The sequence below is a fragment of the Synechocystis sp. PCC 7509 genome (assembly GCF_000332075.2).
Lineage (GTDB): Bacteria > Cyanobacteriota > Cyanobacteriia > Cyanobacteriales > Chroococcidiopsidaceae > Aliterella.
The window spans coordinates 1,694,947-1,713,011 of sequence record NZ_ALVU02000001.1; the positions used below are offsets into that span (position 1 = coordinate 1,694,947).

23 protein-coding genes are annotated in these 18,065 nt (G+C 41.4%); 9 read left to right on the top strand and 14 right to left on the bottom strand.

Going from position 1 to position 18,065, the window contains the following annotated elements; translation table 11 throughout:
- The first annotated feature begins 53 nt into the window (after positions 1–53).
- The 3 genes from SYN7509_RS0208695 to SYN7509_RS31270 are packed head-to-tail and all read left to right on the top strand — an operon-like array spanning position 54 to position 2,336.
- Positions 54–1,298 (top strand): restriction endonuclease subunit S, encoded by a 1,245-nt coding sequence (locus tag SYN7509_RS0208695; RefSeq protein WP_009630869.1) that lies wholly within the window; start codon positions 54–56, stop codon positions 1,296–1,298.
- The gene (locus SYN7509_RS27545) at positions 1,295–2,197 is read left to right on the top strand and encodes a hypothetical protein (protein WP_009630868.1); all 903 of its coding nucleotides are present in this window, start codon (positions 1,295–1,297) and stop codon (positions 2,195–2,197) included. The genes SYN7509_RS0208695 and SYN7509_RS27545 overlap by 4 nt, the downstream gene beginning before the upstream one ends.
- Positions 2,198–2,204: 7 nt before the next feature.
- Positions 2,205–2,336 carry a hypothetical protein gene (locus tag SYN7509_RS31270; protein ID WP_255327292.1) on the top strand — a complete coding sequence of 44 codons (132 nt, stop codon included), beginning with the start codon at positions 2,205–2,207 and terminating at the stop codon, positions 2,334–2,336.
- 80 nt (positions 2,337–2,416) lie between these two features.
- On the opposite strand, the gene SYN7509_RS0208705 is transcribed toward SYN7509_RS31270, so the two are convergent.
- The 7 genes from SYN7509_RS0208705 to cysE all read right to left on the bottom strand — a co-directional run bounded on the left by SYN7509_RS0208705 (position 2,417) and on the right by cysE (position 8,110).
- On the bottom strand, positions 2,417–2,962 hold the full coding sequence (locus SYN7509_RS0208705) for a Uma2 family endonuclease (RefSeq protein ID WP_009630867.1): 546 nt from the start codon (positions 2,960–2,962) through the stop codon (positions 2,417–2,419).
- 74 nt (positions 2,963–3,036) lie between these two features.
- Positions 3,037–4,215 carry an acyl-CoA dehydrogenase family protein gene (locus tag SYN7509_RS0208710; RefSeq protein WP_009630866.1) on the bottom strand — a complete coding sequence of 393 codons (1,179 nt, stop codon included), beginning with the start codon at positions 4,213–4,215 and terminating at the stop codon, positions 3,037–3,039.
- Positions 4,196–4,981: an ABC transporter ATP-binding protein gene (locus SYN7509_RS0208715; RefSeq protein WP_009630865.1), complete on the bottom strand. Its 786-nt coding sequence runs from the start codon at positions 4,979–4,981 to the stop codon at positions 4,196–4,198. The genes SYN7509_RS0208710 and SYN7509_RS0208715 overlap by 20 nt, the downstream gene beginning before the upstream one ends.
- Positions 4,968–5,780 carry an ABC transporter permease gene (locus SYN7509_RS0208720; protein ID WP_009630864.1) on the bottom strand — a complete coding sequence of 271 codons (813 nt, stop codon included), beginning with the start codon at positions 5,778–5,780 and terminating at the stop codon, positions 4,968–4,970. The genes SYN7509_RS0208715 and SYN7509_RS0208720 overlap by 14 nt, the downstream gene beginning before the upstream one ends.
- 1 nt (position 5,781) lies before the next feature.
- Positions 5,782–6,738 (bottom strand): aliphatic sulfonate ABC transporter substrate-binding protein, encoded by a 957-nt coding sequence (locus SYN7509_RS0208725; protein WP_227501484.1) that lies wholly within the window; start codon positions 6,736–6,738, stop codon positions 5,782–5,784.
- A 34-nt stretch (positions 6,739–6,772) separates the two neighbouring features.
- Positions 6,773–7,366: a Crp/Fnr family transcriptional regulator gene (locus SYN7509_RS0208730; RefSeq protein ID WP_009630862.1), complete on the bottom strand. Its 594-nt coding sequence runs from the start codon at positions 7,364–7,366 to the stop codon at positions 6,773–6,775.
- Positions 7,367–7,396: 30 nt separating this feature from the next.
- Positions 7,397–8,110 carry a serine O-acetyltransferase gene (gene cysE / locus SYN7509_RS0208735; protein WP_009630861.1) on the bottom strand — a complete coding sequence of 238 codons (714 nt, stop codon included), beginning with the start codon at positions 8,108–8,110 and terminating at the stop codon, positions 7,397–7,399.
- 332 nt (positions 8,111–8,442) lie between these two features.
- Between cysE and SYN7509_RS0208740 the strand changes: the two genes are divergently transcribed.
- Positions 8,443–9,498: a sulfate/molybdate ABC transporter ATP-binding protein gene (locus SYN7509_RS0208740; RefSeq protein ID WP_028954202.1), complete on the top strand. Its 1,056-nt coding sequence runs from the start codon at positions 8,443–8,445 to the stop codon at positions 9,496–9,498.
- 114 nt (positions 9,499–9,612) lie between these two features.
- Here the strand turns inward: SYN7509_RS0208740 and SYN7509_RS0208750 are convergent, their stop codons facing one another.
- On the bottom strand, positions 9,613–10,011 hold the full coding sequence (locus SYN7509_RS0208750; protein WP_028954203.1) for a YidH family protein: 399 nt from the start codon (positions 10,009–10,011) through the stop codon (positions 9,613–9,615).
- Between the two features lie 97 nt (positions 10,012–10,108).
- On the opposite strand from SYN7509_RS0208750, the gene SYN7509_RS0208755 reads away from it, so the two are divergent.
- Positions 10,109–10,906 carry a phosphate/phosphite/phosphonate ABC transporter substrate-binding protein gene (locus SYN7509_RS0208755; protein ID WP_009630857.1) on the top strand — a complete coding sequence of 266 codons (798 nt, stop codon included), beginning with the start codon at positions 10,109–10,111 and terminating at the stop codon, positions 10,904–10,906.
- On the opposite strand, the gene SYN7509_RS0208760 is transcribed toward SYN7509_RS0208755, so the two are convergent.
- The gene (locus SYN7509_RS0208760; RefSeq protein WP_009630856.1) at positions 10,889–12,199 is read right to left on the bottom strand and encodes a tetratricopeptide repeat protein; all 1,311 of its coding nucleotides are present in this window, start codon (positions 12,197–12,199) and stop codon (positions 10,889–10,891) included. The genes SYN7509_RS0208755 and SYN7509_RS0208760 overlap by 18 nt on opposite strands.
- Positions 12,200–12,384: 185 nt before the next feature.
- Between SYN7509_RS0208760 and SYN7509_RS0208765 the strand changes: the two genes are divergently transcribed.
- From SYN7509_RS0208765 to SYN7509_RS0208780, 4 genes are read left to right on the top strand one after another with little or no spacing between them, the layout of a single operon-like run.
- Positions 12,385–12,888: a hypothetical protein gene (locus tag SYN7509_RS0208765; RefSeq protein WP_009630855.1), complete on the top strand. Its 504-nt coding sequence runs from the start codon at positions 12,385–12,387 to the stop codon at positions 12,886–12,888.
- 22 nt (positions 12,889–12,910) lie between these two features.
- Complete coding sequence (locus SYN7509_RS0208770) at positions 12,911–13,825, top strand: branched-chain amino acid ABC transporter permease (protein WP_009630854.1); 915 nt, start codon at positions 12,911–12,913, stop codon at positions 13,823–13,825.
- Positions 13,825–14,601 carry an ABC transporter ATP-binding protein gene (locus tag SYN7509_RS0208775; RefSeq protein ID WP_009630853.1) on the top strand — a complete coding sequence of 259 codons (777 nt, stop codon included), beginning with the start codon at positions 13,825–13,827 and terminating at the stop codon, positions 14,599–14,601. The genes SYN7509_RS0208770 and SYN7509_RS0208775 overlap by 1 nt, the downstream gene beginning before the upstream one ends.
- On the top strand, positions 14,598–15,311 hold the full coding sequence (locus SYN7509_RS0208780; protein WP_009630852.1) for an ABC transporter ATP-binding protein: 714 nt from the start codon (positions 14,598–14,600) through the stop codon (positions 15,309–15,311). The genes SYN7509_RS0208775 and SYN7509_RS0208780 overlap by 4 nt, the downstream gene beginning before the upstream one ends.
- Before the next feature lie 22 nt (positions 15,312–15,333).
- On the opposite strand, the gene SYN7509_RS0208785 is transcribed toward SYN7509_RS0208780, so the two are convergent.
- The 5 genes from SYN7509_RS0208785 to SYN7509_RS30095 all read right to left on the bottom strand — a co-directional run bounded on the left by SYN7509_RS0208785 (position 15,334) and on the right by SYN7509_RS30095 (position 17,767).
- Positions 15,334–15,987 (bottom strand): DUF924 family protein, encoded by a 654-nt coding sequence (locus SYN7509_RS0208785; RefSeq protein WP_009630851.1) that lies wholly within the window; start codon positions 15,985–15,987, stop codon positions 15,334–15,336.
- A gap of 36 nt (positions 15,988–16,023) precedes the next feature.
- Positions 16,024–16,506, bottom strand: coding sequence for a hypothetical protein (locus SYN7509_RS0208790; RefSeq protein WP_009630850.1), 483 nt, complete (start codon positions 16,504–16,506; stop codon positions 16,024–16,026).
- A gap of 41 nt (positions 16,507–16,547) precedes the next feature.
- Positions 16,548–17,060 (bottom strand): hypothetical protein, encoded by a 513-nt coding sequence (locus tag SYN7509_RS0208795; protein ID WP_009630849.1) that lies wholly within the window; start codon positions 17,058–17,060, stop codon positions 16,548–16,550.
- A 69-nt stretch (positions 17,061–17,129) separates the two neighbouring features.
- Complete coding sequence (locus tag SYN7509_RS0208800) at positions 17,130–17,576, bottom strand: DUF3574 domain-containing protein (protein WP_009630848.1); 447 nt, start codon at positions 17,574–17,576, stop codon at positions 17,130–17,132.
- A gap of 26 nt (positions 17,577–17,602) precedes the next feature.
- Positions 17,603–17,767 carry a hypothetical protein gene (locus tag SYN7509_RS30095; protein WP_009630847.1) on the bottom strand — a complete coding sequence of 55 codons (165 nt, stop codon included), beginning with the start codon at positions 17,765–17,767 and terminating at the stop codon, positions 17,603–17,605.
- Positions 17,768–18,065 lie beyond the last annotated feature (298 nt).

The window sequence follows — 18,065 nt, forward strand, 5'->3', positions numbered from 1 at the left end:
GAGAAAACTTGTCATCCGTTAATTATCCATTGCAAAAGCTAGGAAGCTTGGTTATGCAAGAACCTGCTTATGGAGCGGCTTCCCGTGCTGTCCCTCGAATTAATCAAAATCAGCCCCGTTATATAAGAATTACAGATTTTGATGATGACGGTATTGAGACAGATCACGAGTTTTTGACGGCTGATCCAGTTGATTTAGATCATGAACTTATCAAAGATGATTTGCTTTTTGCACGTAGTGGTGCAACCGTTGGAAAAACCTACCTTCATGAAGATACAAGCGAACCTGCCATTTTTGCTGGCTATTGCATCCGCTTTAGACTAAATAAATACAATGTTTTGCCAAGATTTGTTTACTTCTTTACAAAAACAGATGTTTATGCACGTTGGGTTGCAGCAATTCAACGTCCGTCTGGACAGCCAAACATCAATAAGGAAGAGTTCAAGAACATACAAATACCAGTGCCGCCAATCGCAACACAAACTGAACTTGTTGCTGCTATGGATGAGGCGCGATCGCAGCGAAAACAAAAACTAGCACAAGCCGATGCTCTCCTTTCTAGTCTTGATAATTATCTACTAAATACTCTTGGACTCGATCGTCCCGATAAAGACGATCGTAAGGTGTTTTCCATCCAATGCTCTGGTATTAACGGACGCTTTGATCCTCATTTTCATGCTCCTAGCTTTAAACAAGTCAGCCGCTTACTTTCCACAACTATTACTGCATCTCTTGGATCGCTAGTGAGTTTTTCTAAAGAAACTTGGAAGCTTGAAGATGATGAAAATTCTACGTTTCGTTATATCGAAATTAGCAATGTAAAGCCAGAAACAGGAGAAGCAAGGTGGTCAGAAGTTCCTGTAAAGGAAGCTCCTAGTCGCGCTCGAATGGTTGTTCGCACAGATGATATTATTGTTAGCCTTACTCGTCCTCATCACGGATCTATTGCCTACCTTTCTACTGAATTTGACGGTTGTATTGCATCAACTGGTTTTGCTGTAATTCGTTATGTCAGTAAATTAGTTGATCGAGATTACCTCTGGTGCGTTCTGCGCTCTCAGATTTGTCTTCAGCAAATGCTTCAGCGTTCTAGTGGTGGTAACTACCCTGCAATCATTAAGTCAGAATTGGAAAATGTTATTGTCCCTGTACCAGGTATGGCTATACAGAAGACTGTCGTTGCTGAAGTGCAAAACCGTCGTAACGAAGCCCGACGTTTGCGATCGCAAGCAGATAGAGGTTGGCAAGAAGCTAAGAAATGGTTTGAAGAACAACTACTTGGAGCCAAACCTTTATGATATTTGAGTTTCTAATTTTTTATCAGGAAAAGATTGGAACAGATATCTGTACGACTTTATTTGAATTACTATCTCAAATAATAGATGACCTAGAAATATATTTTGATGACTTTAATAGTGACGAAGTAAAGCAAATGCTTATCTTTCGTCACAAGAGGTTGGGCGATGAGACAGTAGATCAAGATGGAAATACCTTATGTAATACGATTTTTGGTTTTGCACTTGAACTACCCGAAGATACGGACGAAGCACAGGCTTTAGTTGAAAAGTTTTCTCAAGCTCTAGCTGAAACGGATCTCATTTCCCATGTTGTTAAATTTGAAGATCTATTGCTCTGTAAGAACCTTATTCAATGGTCTAAAGGAATTTTTTTACTCGAAATGAAGTTACGGCGCGTTTTAACATTAATCTATCTTAATGCTTACCAAGGAGACTTTTACAACTTATTGCGTGAGGAAATCGTCAAATGTACGTCGCAGCCAACTGCTGAAGAAATGCAAAACACAAGAGAAAATCATTTTTTTCATCTTACTTTCAGTCAATATGTCCAACTAAACAATCGTCCTGATCCTCAACTACGCGATTTACTATCAAACATTCGTAATTCTGAAAGCTATGATTCTTTATATGCAGAATTAAATCGAAAGCCAGTTCAAAATCAGAATGATGCAGCTTTATTGCTAGATATTAAAGACAAGATGGGTGCAATCGAGAAGATGCGTAACTGTGTAGCTCATAATCGTCAACCATCTCGAAGAACAATAGATAGTTATGACCTTGCTTATCAAGAAGTTAATGATTTGCTTAATAAATATCTCGATCGATGGAATTGGCAAGAGGCTAACGAAAGTGAAGAAGAAGCTTCCAGCCTCAAGCAATCAGAGGAAGGAGAGAATTAACAAATCGATGAAACCGACTGCCGAAAGGTTATTTAGTGAGTATTTCAGGTTATCTAAGGCGGCTCCTCTCAATGGCTATCTTACTTTGCTTACTTTGCTGAGGTGGAGCTTGAAAGCGATCGCACTTCGCATTGATTAGGCTTGGGATCAGAGGAAAGATATCTAAATGCGATCGCAATGGCGAAGGCTGTTCCTTTGAGTTTCAGGCTTTCATTGATGTTAATTCATTAATCTTTTTACCTGGATTTGTACATCAGGAAAGAATTGAGGAGAAACAACCCCAGTTGTAAAGGTTTCTTCTGTGACATAGCACTCGTTTTCTAAGTCTCGAAAAACTGAGACTTTCCGACCAGTAAGATTTACTACCCAATATTCAGCGATACCTGCTTGGCTATAAACTGCTTTTTTCTCGTTTAGGTCTTTGCTAAGAGTAGTATTAGAGAACTCAATTAACCAAAAAATATCGTCAGGATAGGGATGATGTTCTAGATAGATTGCACCTAATGGTTTAACAATTGCCAAGTCTGGGACGGGTTCGGAGTCATTGGGCAAGGTAATGGGGTGCGCCTCGCGGATTTTGACACTATTTCCGAGAATAGTTCGCAAATAATCTCCAACTTCACTATTGTAGTAAGCGTGGGTTTCTCGCTCTGGGGGCATAACTACAATAGCTCCGCGCAATAACTCGACGGGCTGATCGTCAAATAGTCCCGCATCGATCGCCTGATGGTAACGTTCAATTGTCCATTTGTAAGTAGTAGTCATAGTAATCTAGCCTGAGAACGCATAGATGTTTTTATTATGCCTTGCTTGGCGATCGCCGCTTTTAAAATCAATAGTTACGAATAAAAATTAGGCTTTGGTAGTTGTTCGTTGAGTAGCCAATTGCCAATGTCAAGCACCTTATAATCTATAGGATCGTGCAAGGTAAAGGTGCGGAGGTTGCGCCAGTAGCGGTCAAAACCGTATTTCCCCGTTGTAGCACGTGCGCCCATAACTTCAAATATTTGACTCGTAATATCTAAACCTACTTTAGTCGCTGCAACTTTTGCCGTTGCGATCGCAATTGCACATTCTCCTCTTTGTTCTGCTGTTAAATTCCATTCCTGTTCCCAAGCATTTTGTAGCAATTCTCCAGCAATATCTGTCAAACAAGTTGCGCCTTGCAACTCTACCCACATATTGCCGTAGTGCTGGAGAATATAAGGGTCAACGGTTGCGCTTTCTACTCCCGAAGTTAGCCAAGGCTTTGTAGAGGTACGGGTATATTGTTTAGCGGCGGCTAATGCACCTTGAGCAATTCCTAGATAGATATTGGCAAGATTTAACTGTGTCAGACAGGCGCGGATTGTATTAAAAGGTGTTGGAGTGCGATCGCGCAGCGCTAAAATCTCATCTTCGTACACTACTACGTTATCAAATACAATGCTGCCGCTATCGGTCTGGCGCTGTCCCATGTTATCCCAATCATCTTGAATATTTATGCCTTGTCTTTGGGTGGGAATCGCTAATATAGTTATTTCATCATTATTAGTAGCAGTAATTGGTAAGATATCTGAGTCTTTAGAGCCAGAACAGAAACTTTTAACCCCATTGAGCCGAAAATTATTACCATCAGGAGTTAAAGTAGTTCGCCGATCTAAAGGGTTTAAAGCATTGCACCAAAACCAGTTATTTTCGATGGTTTTTGAGTAATATTGCTCTTTTTGGGCTTCTGAGCCGAAAATGTGCGGGATAATTACGCCTAAATGGTGATACGAAAAGACATGAGCAATAGAACTATCAGCTTTAGCTAATTCGCGGCTAATTTTGAGCGTAGTAATCCAAGTTTCACCTAAACCACCATACTCTTTGGGGATGATAAGTTTGAGTAAACCGCTTTGACGGAGGCGATCGCGTTCTTGTTTTGGCGTACCTCCTTTAGCATCTCGTTCTACGGCGGTAATCGCAAATTCTTCCGCTAAAGCCGTCGCCAACGTAAGGTAATCAAGGGATGTTTTAGATTTTAATAGCTGCATTTTCAACTAGCATAGTTTTTTCAAAAAGGTCTAGAGAATTAAGAATTTGTTCTTTCCAGCGCTGAAAAGTGACCGTTGTACGCTGGCGAGGACGGGGAAGATCGATTATGTATTCTTGCAAAACTTGTCCGGGATTGCCACCCATAACAATAATGCGATCGCTTAATACTAATGCTTCCTCAATATCGTGGGTAACTAACAGCATTGTCGGGCGATCGTAGTCCCAAATTTGTAGTAGATGCTTTTGTAATTTAAGGCGCGTAAAGGCATCTAGGGCGCTAAAAGGCTCGTCTAATAGCAAAACAGAAGGATTTGTAATTAAAGCGCGCGCGATCGCTACTCTTTGCGCCATTCCTCCCGATAACTGTCTTGGCAAAGCTTGAGCAAATTGAGCTAACCCAACTCGCTCTAAGATAGAAGTTGCTTTCTGGGCTTTTTCCCTTGGGGAAATACGTTCTAAACCAAATTCAATATTTTTTCGCACTGTCAACCATGGCATTAAACGCGGTTCTTGAAAAACAATGCCAACGGCGGGATGAGGAGAATTAATAGTTTTTTTGGCAATAATTACGCGCCCGGATGTTGGTTTATCTAACCCTGCAACCATTCGGAGTAAGGTACTTTTACCGCAACCACTCGTTCCTACTAAGCTGACAATTTCCCCGGTGTTTACCTGTAAGCTGACATTATCTAGGGCGACAAACTTATTTAAAAATTGCTTGGTAACACTTTCAACTTGCAGCATAATTTCCTTATAAAGAGCCATAGGCATCTTGCCAATGGAGAAGATGTTTACCTACAAATGCGATCGCGCTATCGGTCAACTTGCCTAAAATTGCAAATAGTAAGATACTCGCAATTACAATCTCTGGACGACCTGTAGTTTGCCCATCTACTAACAAAAAGCCTAATCCTTGACTTGCGCCCATAATTTCCGCCGCCACTACAAACATCCATCCCAAACCCAAACCGCTCCGCAAGCCCACTATATAAGCTGGCATTGTTGCAGGTAAAAAGACGCGCCGAATTAGTTGTAATGGATTTAAACGATAAACTTTCCCCACCTCCACCAACTTACGATCTACTCCCTGTATGCCGCTCATGAGATTTAAGTAAACGGGAAAGAACACCCCCACCGCAATTAAGGCAACTTTGGAAGTTTCATAAATACCCATCCACAGGATAAATAATGGCACCCAAGCTAGAGATGGAATACTCCGCAGCGATTGCAATAAAGGATCTAAAAGTTGGTTTATTAAAGGTGAATAGCCCGTTAGAGCGCCTAAAACTGTAGCAACTGCGCCGCCAATTACAAAACCTAAAGCAACGCGGTAAAGCGTAATAGTAATGTGATTGAATAGTTCGCCGCTAATAGTCAATTCCCAAATAGTGCCAATAACAGACGTAGGCGCAGGCAATAAATTAGGGGGAAAGAAACCAATTTGCGCCAGACTTTCCCAACCAATTAGCAGCACAACGGGAAGAATTAGACCTTTTGTCCAATTTAACTTTAGCGATCTCTTTTTGCGCTGCCCAGTGTAGTCTTTTATTGATGAAATACTCATACTACTTATTAGCAATTTTGGTAATAAACTGAGGATCGACTAATTCACCAACCACCTGCGCCACATTAATCGATTCCTTGATTACGCCACTTTTTTTCAACACATCCCCCGCCGCGCTAATTGCCTGCTTTTGTACCTCTCCAATCGTGGCACTAGATAAATCCGTTCGTTCTAGTTGTTTGGCAGCTATGGCATCGGTTAATTTTGCTTCTTTAACCAATACTTGCTTTAATTCTTCTGGATTTTGCAAAGACCATTTGCGCCCTTTTTCATAAATACTCAAAACTCGTTCAACATAGCTGGGGTAATCTTTTGCAAAGGCGGAGCGAACATTTAAAACGCCGTAGCTATTAAAATTTGGTTCGCGGAAAAATAAACGAGAACCTTTTTCTACCTCGGTTCTAGCCATGTGCGGATCTAATCCCGCCCAAGCATCTACATCGCCTTTTTCTAAAGCTGCTCTACCATCAGGATGTTGCAACTGAATCAACTCTACATCTTTTTGACTAAGACGGGCTTGATCTAACGCTCTCAATAAAAAGATATGGGGGTCAGTTCCTCTTGTGACTGCAACTCGCTTACCCTTCAAGTCTTCCACTTTTTGAATGTTCGACTTAGCACCTGTTACTAATGCAGTCCATTCTGGCTTGGAATAGACATAAACGGATTTAATCGGATTCCCATTTGCTTTCCCAATCAAAGCCGCCGCGCCTGCTGTAGAACCGAAATCAATACTCCGACTATTGAGCAATTCTAGGGCTTTATTACTCCCCAAACTCTGCACCCATTCAACTTTGATGTTGTCTTTGGCAAGGTCTTGTTCTAGCCAGCCTTTTTCTTTTAAAACTAAGCTTACGGGGTTGTAGTAAGCATAATCTAGACGGATTGTATTTAGAGTTGAAGTATTAGGATTGCAACTAGAAATTGCGATCGCACTTACAAATCCAAAAATCGCCATCCATAAATTAAATCTTTTTTTCTGTCTCATTGTTCTAAATCTCATAATGCCAAAATGGTGCTTGGTCTTGCATAACCACAAATTGCCGCTCTTGACGTTGAATAATTCCTTGTCTTTCAAAAACTTTCATTAGCCGCGTAACTGTAACGCGAGTTAAGCCCACTAAATCGGCAATATCTTGATGAGTCAAACGCAAATCAATTCGTTGCTGTCCTTGCAAGTCTTGATAGCCAAATCTTTTAACTAACCAACCAAATAATTGCAGCAAAGTAGTTTCAGCTTGTCTATAGTGCAGTATTTGAATAAATTCCTCTGAGCGCTGCATATGTAAAAGCATTGCATCTGTGACTTCGTGCCAGTTTTGTTTGTAAATTAGCGTTGCTTCTACAGGTGTAAGAGATTCAATTTGATAAGGATTAGCTTGCGATAAAGGTTTACCCACAATATCCTCGTTTCCCCACAATCCCAACGTAACGGCGGTTCCGTCTTCTAGTACCGTTAAAGTCCGAACTACTCCACTGTGTAGCAACCAGACAGAATCTTGTCTTAATGGCAACAAAGAGCGACGGGGAAAATTAGTAAGTTTTGGTTCAGTAAGGCGATCGCACTGCGGCATTAAAATAGTCATAATTTTTTAAATAAATGGGTTTATACCGCTCTAAATTCCCGCGCCATCTAGAAAATTCTCAATTAACAGGTTGTCTTTTTGCTTCAACCTATGAGTATTTACCGCCGGAACTACACCTCTAGAAGCTTTAAGACGATTAACCTCAGCTTCTAGAGCTTGAATTTTGTCAAATAAGGCGCGAATTACCTCCGCTTCTGGATCTGGCAAACTGTCATCATTAACAAGCTTTCCTTCGCGGCGAACAATGCGTCCCGGAACACCTACAACAGTGCAATCGCTAGGAATATTTCTCAAAACTACCGAACCTGCGCCAAGACGAACGCGATCGCCAATTGAGATATTGCCTAAGACTTTAGCTCCTGCACCTAATACTACGTTTTGTCCTACGGTGGGGTGGCGCTTTCCCTGTTCTTTTCCCGTACCGCCTAATGTCACACCCTGATAGATGGTGCTGTAATCTCCCACAACGGCAGTTTCGCCAATTACAACCCCCATCCCATGATCTATAAACACCCCTTTACCAATTTTTGCCCCTGGATGAATCTCAATCCCCGTTACAAAACGGACTAAATAGGAGATACCGCGAGGAATAAACGGTATTTGGTGGCAATAGAGCCAATGGGCTACTTGATGCCCAAAAAGTGCTTGGATTCCTGGATAGCAAACTAAAACTTCTAACCAGTGACGGGCGGCTGGATCTCGCTCAAAAATAATTTTAAAATCGGCACTTAAATTGTTTAGCAATGTGAGCTTAGACCAATAAATTTGTGCGGTTGACAGGGAAAATAAACAATCCCCACTAATCCGGTAGGAATACCGTAATTAATTATAATTAATGAGTATGTCACAGCCTGACTTTAAACACAAGTATTTAAAGTACATAAAGTCGAGCGACAAACAGTAGTATTGAAAATGTGAGTACCAACAGCCTAGGAAAATTTCTCTATTTTTGTAGCCAAGGTACAAGTATTATTTGACTGATGATAGTAAAATACGGTAAATCTATCGACAAACCGGAGTATGCACAAATCTCCTATAGAGTTGTCGATCGCAATCCACAATTACAGAGCAAATTTATGACTGGTATTTTGATTAAGAATATTTCCCGCTCGTTTGGCTCGTTTCAAGCCGTAGATGGTATCAACTTAGAAATCGCTTCTGGCTCTTTGGTAGCATTGCTTGGACCTTCGGGATCGGGAAAATCTACCTTACTACGGCTAATTGCGGGGTTAGAAACTCCAGATAGCGGCAAGATTGAGATTGATGGTAGAGATGTAACTTATAAAAGTGTGCGATCGCGCGGTATTGGCTTTGTGTTTCAGCACTACGCCTTGTTTAAGCACATGACTATTCGCCAAAATATTGCTTTTGGATTGGAGTTGCAAAAAGCTCCTAAAGCTAAAGTTAGAGCTAAAGTTGAAGAACTGTTAAACTTAGTACAACTCCAAGGATTGGGCGATCGCTATCCCTCGCAGTTGTCTGGTGGACAAAGGCAAAGGGTAGCTTTGGCTCGTACCTTAGCTGTAGAACCCCAAGTATTGCTATTAGACGAACCTTTTGGGGCGTTAGATGCCAAAGTGCGCAAAGAATTAAGAGCATCACTACGACAATTGCACGAAAAAGTTAACGCGCTATCTAATTCGGGAGGAGACCTCCCGAATCCGCGCGTCAATGTCACTACTATTTTTGTTACCCACGATCAAGAAGAAGCGATGGAACTTGCCGATCGCATTGTGGTAATTAATAAAGGCAAAGTAGAACAAGTAGGTACACCCGCAGAAATCTATGACAACCCAGCCACCGCCTTTGTAATGAGTTTTGTGGGACCGGTAAATGTTCTTGCTAGTAACTCAGGAATTTTTCAGCGCCAAAGTTTTACTTCCTCATCTCAAGTCTTTCTGCGTCCCCACGATGTTTTGATCCAAACGGAGCCAGAAGAAACATCAAGTCCAGCTAAAATTAATCGTATTGTCCATTTAGGTTGGGAAGTTGAAGTTGAACTAAGCCTGAAAGATGGTCAAGAAATCATCTCCTACATCACCAGAGAAGACCTCGATCGCTTGCAACTGACTTCGGCGCAAAAAGTTTATATCAAACCTCGAAAAGCAAAGGCTTTTGCAAGTGTTGCTTGAAATAGTATTAACCGCAATGTGATGTTTTTAGAAGGTTCTGTATTAGTGATTGCTGGAGCTTTTGGCGCTCAAGTAGGTACTCGTTTGCGGCGAAAACTATCCCCGCCTGCTTAGTTATTCAGGCACAAGTAGACTTGTAGAATTTAAAGGAACGGTGAAGACAAAGTAAATTACTCCTGTCCCTAATAAGATAACTGCAATACTAAATAACACTACCCAGCGATCGCCTGGTTTATAAATGTCTTCATCAATGGCATAGCGGATTGCGAAGTAGTGCCAAGTTGATAGAACAACTGTAACTAAGCCGACACTCGAAAAAGTTAAACCCAATTTCCAGCCATTACCCGGATAGGGTAACGATGGTACTTGAAAGTGACGCAAACGCACAATTACAACTCCAAAACCCATCAGGGCGATCGCTGTTCGCATCCACGCCAAATAGGTGCGCTCGTTTGCCAGATGATCCCGTACTCTTGATAAATGATCCCGTGCTTTTGTCTGTGTATTGCTCAATTTTCACCGTCTACTTTTTAGGGCAGTTGCCAAGGCTTTATTTAAAATACTATATTCCGATAGATAAACTGTAGTTTCAATATCCTAGGAGAATAGATTGAAAAAACTTAGCCTAGTTTCTTATCTAGCCCCCAATATGTTTTGGTTTTACGAAGGCGTTGGGGCATACTTAAGCCGGGTGTTAGAGGTAGAAGTAAATATTATCCAAAGCCCAGACGAGGCGCTAAAAGACCGATTATTACGAGAAGATCGTTTAGATATTGCCTTTATCTGCGGTTTGCCTTTTATTCGCCACTATCAAGTTGCACCCAACCAACTAGAGGCAATAGTTGCGCCAGTTATGCAAGCCAAACGCTATCAAAATCGTCCGGTTTACTTCTCAGATATTATTGTTGCAGCGGGTAGCAGCTTGCGAAACTTAGAAGATTTAACGCTTAAAACTTGGTGTTATAACGATTTAGGCTCAAATAGCGGCTACTACTTACTGCTACATCGGTTAATTGAAGCGGGAAAAACAAATAGTTTTTTGGGTAAAGCGATACAATCGGGTTCTCATCAAAACTCTATTCGATTGGTAGCTGAGGGTACAGTAGATTACGCGGCAATTGATAGCACTGTTTTAGAGCAAGAATTGCGTAACTTTCCTACCATACCTTTGCGGATCGTTGAATCTATTGGATCGAACCCAATACCTCCCATAGTTGCATCACAGCATTTAGGAGCGACATTAATTGAGTCTGTACAACAAGCATTATTAAATCCCGACTTGCAGTTGCAAAGTCTGATGGACAAAGCGCAGATTCAAAACTATGTTGCTGTTGAGTCTGAAGATTATAGAGCGATCGCAAATATCTACGATACAGTAACTAAATCTGGTTTAACTAGCTTGAAGTAAACCGATATTAGTCAACGGCATAGAGGCAACAAAGCGCCTTTTGGCAACGCGCTTTTCTAATAATTGTAGTGCTTGATGATTTTGTTCGTTCCGCAGCCACGCATCAAGATAAACTTGCTCGAATAAATCCCGTTGAGCGTGACTACCACCAATTTCATGCAACCGTGACAGAATTGGACTAAGCAAGGTGATCGCTTTTCCCCAATCTCCTGTGGCGTGAGCTTTCATTCCTAAAGAAGCGGGTAATGCTACCTCTATCCAGGTTTTTCGATGCGGTAATTTTCTAATATAAGCCTGCATACTAAAGAGCATTTCGTTTACTAACTCAACTTTTCCGGCTCTTGCCAAGGCGTACACATAATGTAAGTCTTGAAATGGTAAAGTGTGTTCGTGGATTCTTGCTGTTAGGTACGGTGTAAGTTGTTCCCAGCGATCGCCTACATCTACTCCTCTCAACTCCAAACGTAATAATAGCGAAATTGCCCCTACTTGATCTTTAGAAGATTCGTGCCAAGCTTTGCCCCAAATATGGCGATCGTATAACTCTAAAACTCTTTTAGTATCGCCTTTTTCTAAGTAATACAAAGCAATATGCCACCAATTATGGGTATATAACATTGAGTTGCAATTTTCCCAAGTATCGGTAAAGCTAGACATCCAAGCAATACCTTCATCGATTCGCCCAAGGCTTTCCATTACATGAGCTACAGCGTGTTGCGCCCAAGGATCGTAACGGTTTATTTCTAAAGCTTGTCGCCCTATTGCTTCCGCTTCCTCTAATTTGTGGCATTGCTCCAAACCAAAAGCAACCATCCCTTGCAGATAATGATTATTTGGGGATGCGGGTAAAACTTTTTGAGCAATATTCAATAGCCCTTCTTTATTTCCCTGGTAAAAATAGTGATATTGACCTCTTTGTACAGATATTAGATCGCGCGGAAACTTCTGGGCTATTTCTTCGTGATAGGAGATCGCACTTTTTATTGTACCTGTTGCCCAAGCATCTATAGCGCAGATATATAATTGCTCTCGCTCGGTGGCTGTTGCTGCATATTTTTTAGCTGCTTGAAGGTAGGGAGCAGCTTGTAAACGAGCTTCAGCGCTTTCTAAAGACAGATAATGGGCTGCGGCATGAGCATAGGCATAAGCACACTTTGGATCTAGTGCGATCGCCCTCAAAATCGTTTCTGCGTTGTTACCGTAGCTCAATGATTGCCTAGTAAAATCATCAATAAAGGCGATCGCCCTAGGCGAATTAGTTGTAACTTCACATCCTTGAGAGTCTTTTAGCATTTGGTCTTTTTACTCAAGCAAAACTTTAATCCCCACTAATCCGGTAGGAATACCGTAATTAATTATTTATGAGTATGCCACAGCCAAATTACAAGCACAAGAGTTGAAGTACACAAATTAGGTGTATGGAAGCAGCTAGGAAGAATTTATAGGGCAATTTTTCCCAAAATGTTAACCTTTGAAGTATGAAATATATACCTTCAATAATTATCGGCTTTTCTATTTTGTTGTTGACCCCCACCGCCTACGCCAGCAGTTGCCTTAAAAGCGATCGCTCTTTTGTACAGTTAGCTAAACAATCGCAATTAGCCGTTAGGGGAAAAGTTATTAAGTACCAATGGTCTAAAGACGACCAAGAACAAAAGGGAAGACCAAGAGCGATGATTGTGGAAGTTAAAGAGGTGTTTAAAGGAGTAACAAAATTAACGAAGGTTACAGTATGGGGAGATAATGGGATGCAGACTCGACCCTACGTTACTCAGTTTCCGATTGGGACAGAGTGGGTACTAGCGCTGTCAAAAGATTATTGGACTCAAAAAGGAGAGTTAGCAATCTCAGTATGTGGAGAATATTGGTTACAAGTAAAAGGTAATAATGTGGTAGGAAAAGTGACCGATGGGAGAATTAAAGCCAAACCGCAAGTTATTAGCCTTCCCAATCTCCGTAAGCTTCTAAAGGCTGCACCCTAACAGAAGACACTTACTAAAAAATATGAATGATTTTATTGCCACCTACGGAAACTTGATTGTCTCGATGGTGTTAGGGGCGTTACTGGGGTTATCTTTATATTTACCTTTGATGGCTGGGCAATTATCTTTAGCAAGTCCCGGCTTTTATGCCTGTGGTGGTTATATTGCAGCAATTTTGTCTACGGGAATATTTAAGGTGGATGCGCCTTTGTTTCCACTTCCCTTGTTGCTATTAGAAATGTTAATTGCTGGGATAGTATGCGGAATTTTAGGCGTACTTGTAGGTATACCAGCATTAAGGCTAAGGGGAATTTATTTAGCGATCGCAACTATAGCTTTTGTAGAAGTTTTACGGGTAATCTCGCTCAATTTAGACATTACGGGCGGCGCGGTGGGGATTTTTGGCATTCCTCAACCTTTCGACAGTGCGATCGCCTATTTGTGGGTAGCAATTCCTTTACTATTGCTGAGTATGCTTTTACTGTACCGTTTAGAAAAAATCAAAGTCGGACGAGCTTTTGCAGCGATTCGAGATGATGAATTAGCCGCCGATGCCATGGGTATTAATCCCACTTACTACAAAGTATTGGCTTTTACCTTGGGGGCAATATTAGCCGGGATGGTGGGAGCGATTAGCGCCCACTTTTTGAACACCTGGAACGCTCGGCAAGGTACGTTTGATGCCAGTATTATTTATTTAACCTTTGTATTAATTGGTGGCTCTAGAAGCTTTGTGGGTACGGTTTTAGGGGGTATGGTATTTACAGCATTACCAGAGGTATTACGAGCAATTGCGGATACTGAGGGTTTACCTAATGCGATCGCTCAATTTCTGCGCGATGGGCGGTTAATTATCTTTGGATTACTAATTGTTTTGGGGACGATATTTTTTCCCCAAGGGCTAGTAACTCCAGAATTATTCAAAAGGCGGCGGTAATGACGGATTTTGAGCCTATCTTGGCAGTATCAGGTTTAACTCGTAGTTTTGGCGGCTTGGTTGCGGTTAACGACGTTTCGTTTACAGTTAATCACAATGAAATTTTTGGGCTAATTGGCCCCAATGGTGCGGGAAAAACTACCTTATTTAATTTGATTAGCGGTTTAATCCCACCTTCGAGCGGACAATTATTGTATCAAGGGGAATCGATTACTAAACTTCGTCCTCATAAAATCGCCAAACTAGGAATTGCGAGAACTTTTCAAAATATCCGCTTATTTGGTACGCTTTCGGCGTTAGAAAATATTGTTGTTGCTAGACACATTCATACTAAAAGCAACGTTTTTAATGGGGTTTTGAACTTACCATCGGCAGCTAGGGAAGAGAACTTAGCCCTAGCAAAAGGTAAAGAATTGCTAAACTTAGTTGGACTTGGCGATCGCGCCACAGAAATTGCCTGTAACTTTTCCTATGGCGATCAACGTCGATTAGAAATTGCCCGCGCTTTAGCTCTTAACCCTAAAATACTACTTCTAGACGAACCTGCCGCCGGGATGAATACGAACGAAAAACAAAGTTTAAGTTTATTTATTCGCCAAATTAGCCAGCAATTTAATTTAACGGTAGTTTTAATCGAACATCATGTTCCCTTAGTTATGGGATTGTGCGATCGCATTGCCGTTTTAAATTTTGGTAAATTAATTGCTTTAGACAACCCGTGCGTAGTAAGAACCGATCCCGTTGTTATTGAAGCTTACCTAGGGGCGGAAGGATGAATTTACAACAAATCCTAGAAATTAAAAGTTTGTGCGTCAATTATGGCGGTATTCAAGCATTGCAAAATATTGATTTAGTAATCAATCAAGGGGAAGTAGTAACTTTAATTGGTGCAAATGGTGCAGGCAAAAGTACAACTTTAAAAGCTATTTCTCGATTGATTAATTGTCGAAGCGGGCATATTTATTACCACGGACGAGATATTAACCGCTATCCGGCTTACAAAATAGTACAATTAGGAATTGCTCATTCTCCCGAAGGACGAAAAATATTAAGCAGACAAACGGTACTCGATAACTTGGAATTAGGCGCTTATATTCGTTCCGATCGAGGAATTAAAGCAGATATTGAGCGGCAATTTAATATTTTCCCCCGGTTAGCAGAACGCCGCTATCAGTTAGCAGGAACTTTGAGCGGTGGAGAACAACAGATGTTGGCAATGTCTCGCGCGTTGATGAGTAAACCGCAGCTATTACTATTAGACGAGCCAAGTTTGGGGCTTGCACCTGCTATAGTTCGAGATATTTTTGCAATTATCCAAAATCTCCGGGAAACGGGGATAACTATACTTTTAGTCGAACAGAATGCTAACTTAGCTCTGCAAATTGCCGATCGCGGTTACGTATTAGAAGCAGGTTGTATTACCTTAAGCGGAAAAGCCGCAGATTTACTTAATGATGAGCGCGTCAAAAAAGCTTATCTCGGCTAGTGTTAATCTTCCCTAGCAATACCTAGCCGCAAGTGTTGAGTAGTTGTGCTAAGTGGGGTGGTATCGGGTGTTGATGCACAAGCTGACCGCTAGAGAGGTATTCAAGCTCCTCTAAGGTGGATGTGCGCCCTAGAATTTCATTGCGATGAGGATGACGACCAAATTTTTTGATTATTTGTTGATGTCTGCGTGCTTGGGCGGCGGAAAACTCTAGTAACGGGCGCTCCTCTAGTGACGAATCTTGAGCAAGTTGAGCAGCAAGATTGACTACCAAATCTAGGTTTTCCATTTCCTCGCTATGCCCCAAAGGTAGGATAAAAAAGGTTTTCTCCCAAGGAGTTTTGAGCGCCTCATAGTGACCAAGAGCGATGCCTTCGAGAGTTAGGGCGCAAGCCTTGGAGTCTTGGGCAAAGGCTTGATTTGTTCCCCGATAGAGTGATCGCCCAAACTGATCGAGAATAATAATTAGCGCTAGTCGTGACTGTGGCTGCAATGACCAATCATCAAGTTCACCCTGAACAGCCCGTTTTGATAAAGGTGCAAAATGCTCGACGATCTCTGCATCCGCACCAGAGCGAAACCACCATTGCCACTGACGTATCATCGCCGTGCGATCGCTCTTTGGTAAAATCGGAAACCAAAATCGCAGAATATCAAGATATAGTTGTGTTTTCATAAATTTAGTTTTTGCTCTTTAGTTCTAGAAGTTTTTCTACAGATTTCTTATCAACAAGAACTCTTGAAGACTTTGCGGCTGCATAAAATCGGTATATTGAGCCGCAAAATCTGGTGGTAGGAACTCAAGTAATTGTTGATTTTCAACCCAAACTTCAATAATTTTGAAAAAGCCTAAGCGATCGCACGTCACTACTTGCCAGCCTGCGCGAGTGGCAATTTCGTGAATTGTGGCTTCAGAAGTTGCAACCGAAATCGCCGCATGGAAAGCATTATAGTCAGCGTCGGAGTCATCAGAGTTTCGCACCAGTTGAGTACCAGAAACGAAGTCGTCGGAAGTTGGCGTTAGTTTAGTACCTTGAGGCATTACCTCAATCATTGTTCCGTGAGGGTCGAGAGCGAGAACAACATAGCTGCCTTCATGGTAGGGAAAGGGCGCTACTTGTCCTTGACAAATCTGAGCTAAAACTTGGGCGACTTGTTGCGGTTGGTTAGCTGCAATTGAAATGTGGTGAATCATAATAAAAATCCGTAATTGTAGTTAAGTTTGAGAAACAAAGATTAAAACCTATGAAAATCCATCAAGTTGTACAAATCTTCATGCCTTCTGGTGTGGGGAAACCAGGAAGGATTTTGCCAACCTGTTGATGGTCTAGAGTCTGGCGTAACCATTGATAAGTTTTCCGCATAGCCTTTTAGTGTCAAAACCTTGCAGTTAAATTGAATTCCTGCCTGGTTTGCAATTACTTTCCGGCTTTTAGTTGTGGCGATCGCCACCGTTTCAAAATCTTGTCTTTTCTGACCTACCAAGTTGATTGATGGCAGCACTAAAGCCAAATCTAAATCTGCTTCTGCATTAGTTTTTAAGGTTACGGAAATTAGTAAACCAAGATTGCTTTGTTGTTGCTTGACTTCATTACCTCGAAAAGTAAACTTCCCTTCAGCGCCTTGATAATCTAACTGCGGAACTTTTCGATTTTGCCGAAGTATTTGCGGCAAAAACACTATATGGACAGTCCCAGATTCAGCATCAGTCAATGTAAATCGGTCTGCTTGTTGATTTTGATTTTGCATTTTTCTTTACGGTTTTTTTAGCAAAGCCGGGGTTTTTAATAAGTATTTGTTTCCGGCTTTAAGGATTGTTTAAAAACGAACTTGTGCAGGTCTGCTAGTGACGCGCAGCACAGATTCTTGGTCAAATCGATCTTTGTATTCCTCAATGATCTCCTCGATTTCCTGTCTGTCTTCTTGGCTATTTGCGTGAATTAAAATCAGCAGCTTTGTCTTTTCTTTGATAATTCCACTGCTACTAAGAAACTGTCCTTTAGCATCTATCACTGTTAGTCCATCGGGAAAGCGAGGCGTGACTTCATTTTGCAAAAACAACTGAAAATCTTGCTCTGAAACTTCTCCTGCTGGTTTATTTCTGCCAAAGTACAACTCATCTTGAACAAGTATATTTGTGCGGATTTCACTAATTCCTGGCGCTTGGGGAATTTGAGCATTAACTTCTTTTAACCAGACAACAGAACCTGTAAATAGGAGGCTAGTTACAAATAGAGCGCTGAAACTTTTTCGTAAGGTTCTCATAGTTTTTGCAGATTTTTTTGCGTTAGTTATTGGCTGCTGTTTTGTTCTACCCACTGGCAATAAAGCTTTGAATTTTCATCTAATTGCCATACTGCAACTAGCTGATGTTGACTTGGTGAATTTTTATTTGGGATAATTAGTTGAGTTTGTGGCGCTTTAATAACTGGAGAAGTCGCAATATTTTTTTGCATAATTAACCTACCTATTGGCAATAGATTGTTAGTAGTTGTTTGGCTATAACCCCCAACAATTTCTAAAGTAATTGCAAACTTTGTAATTGTCGTTACAGAAAATCTCTGGACTTATCAACTACAGCGCTACTATGGGTTTTATAAACATTAACCGTAGGGGCGCAAAGTAGCCGTAGTAGGGGCGCAAAGTAGCCGTAGTAGGGGCGCAAAGTAGCCGTAGTAGGGGCGCAAAGTAGCCGTAGTAGGGGCGCAAAGCTTTGCGCCCCTACTGTTTAAAAATTGCTAAAGGAAATCCGTA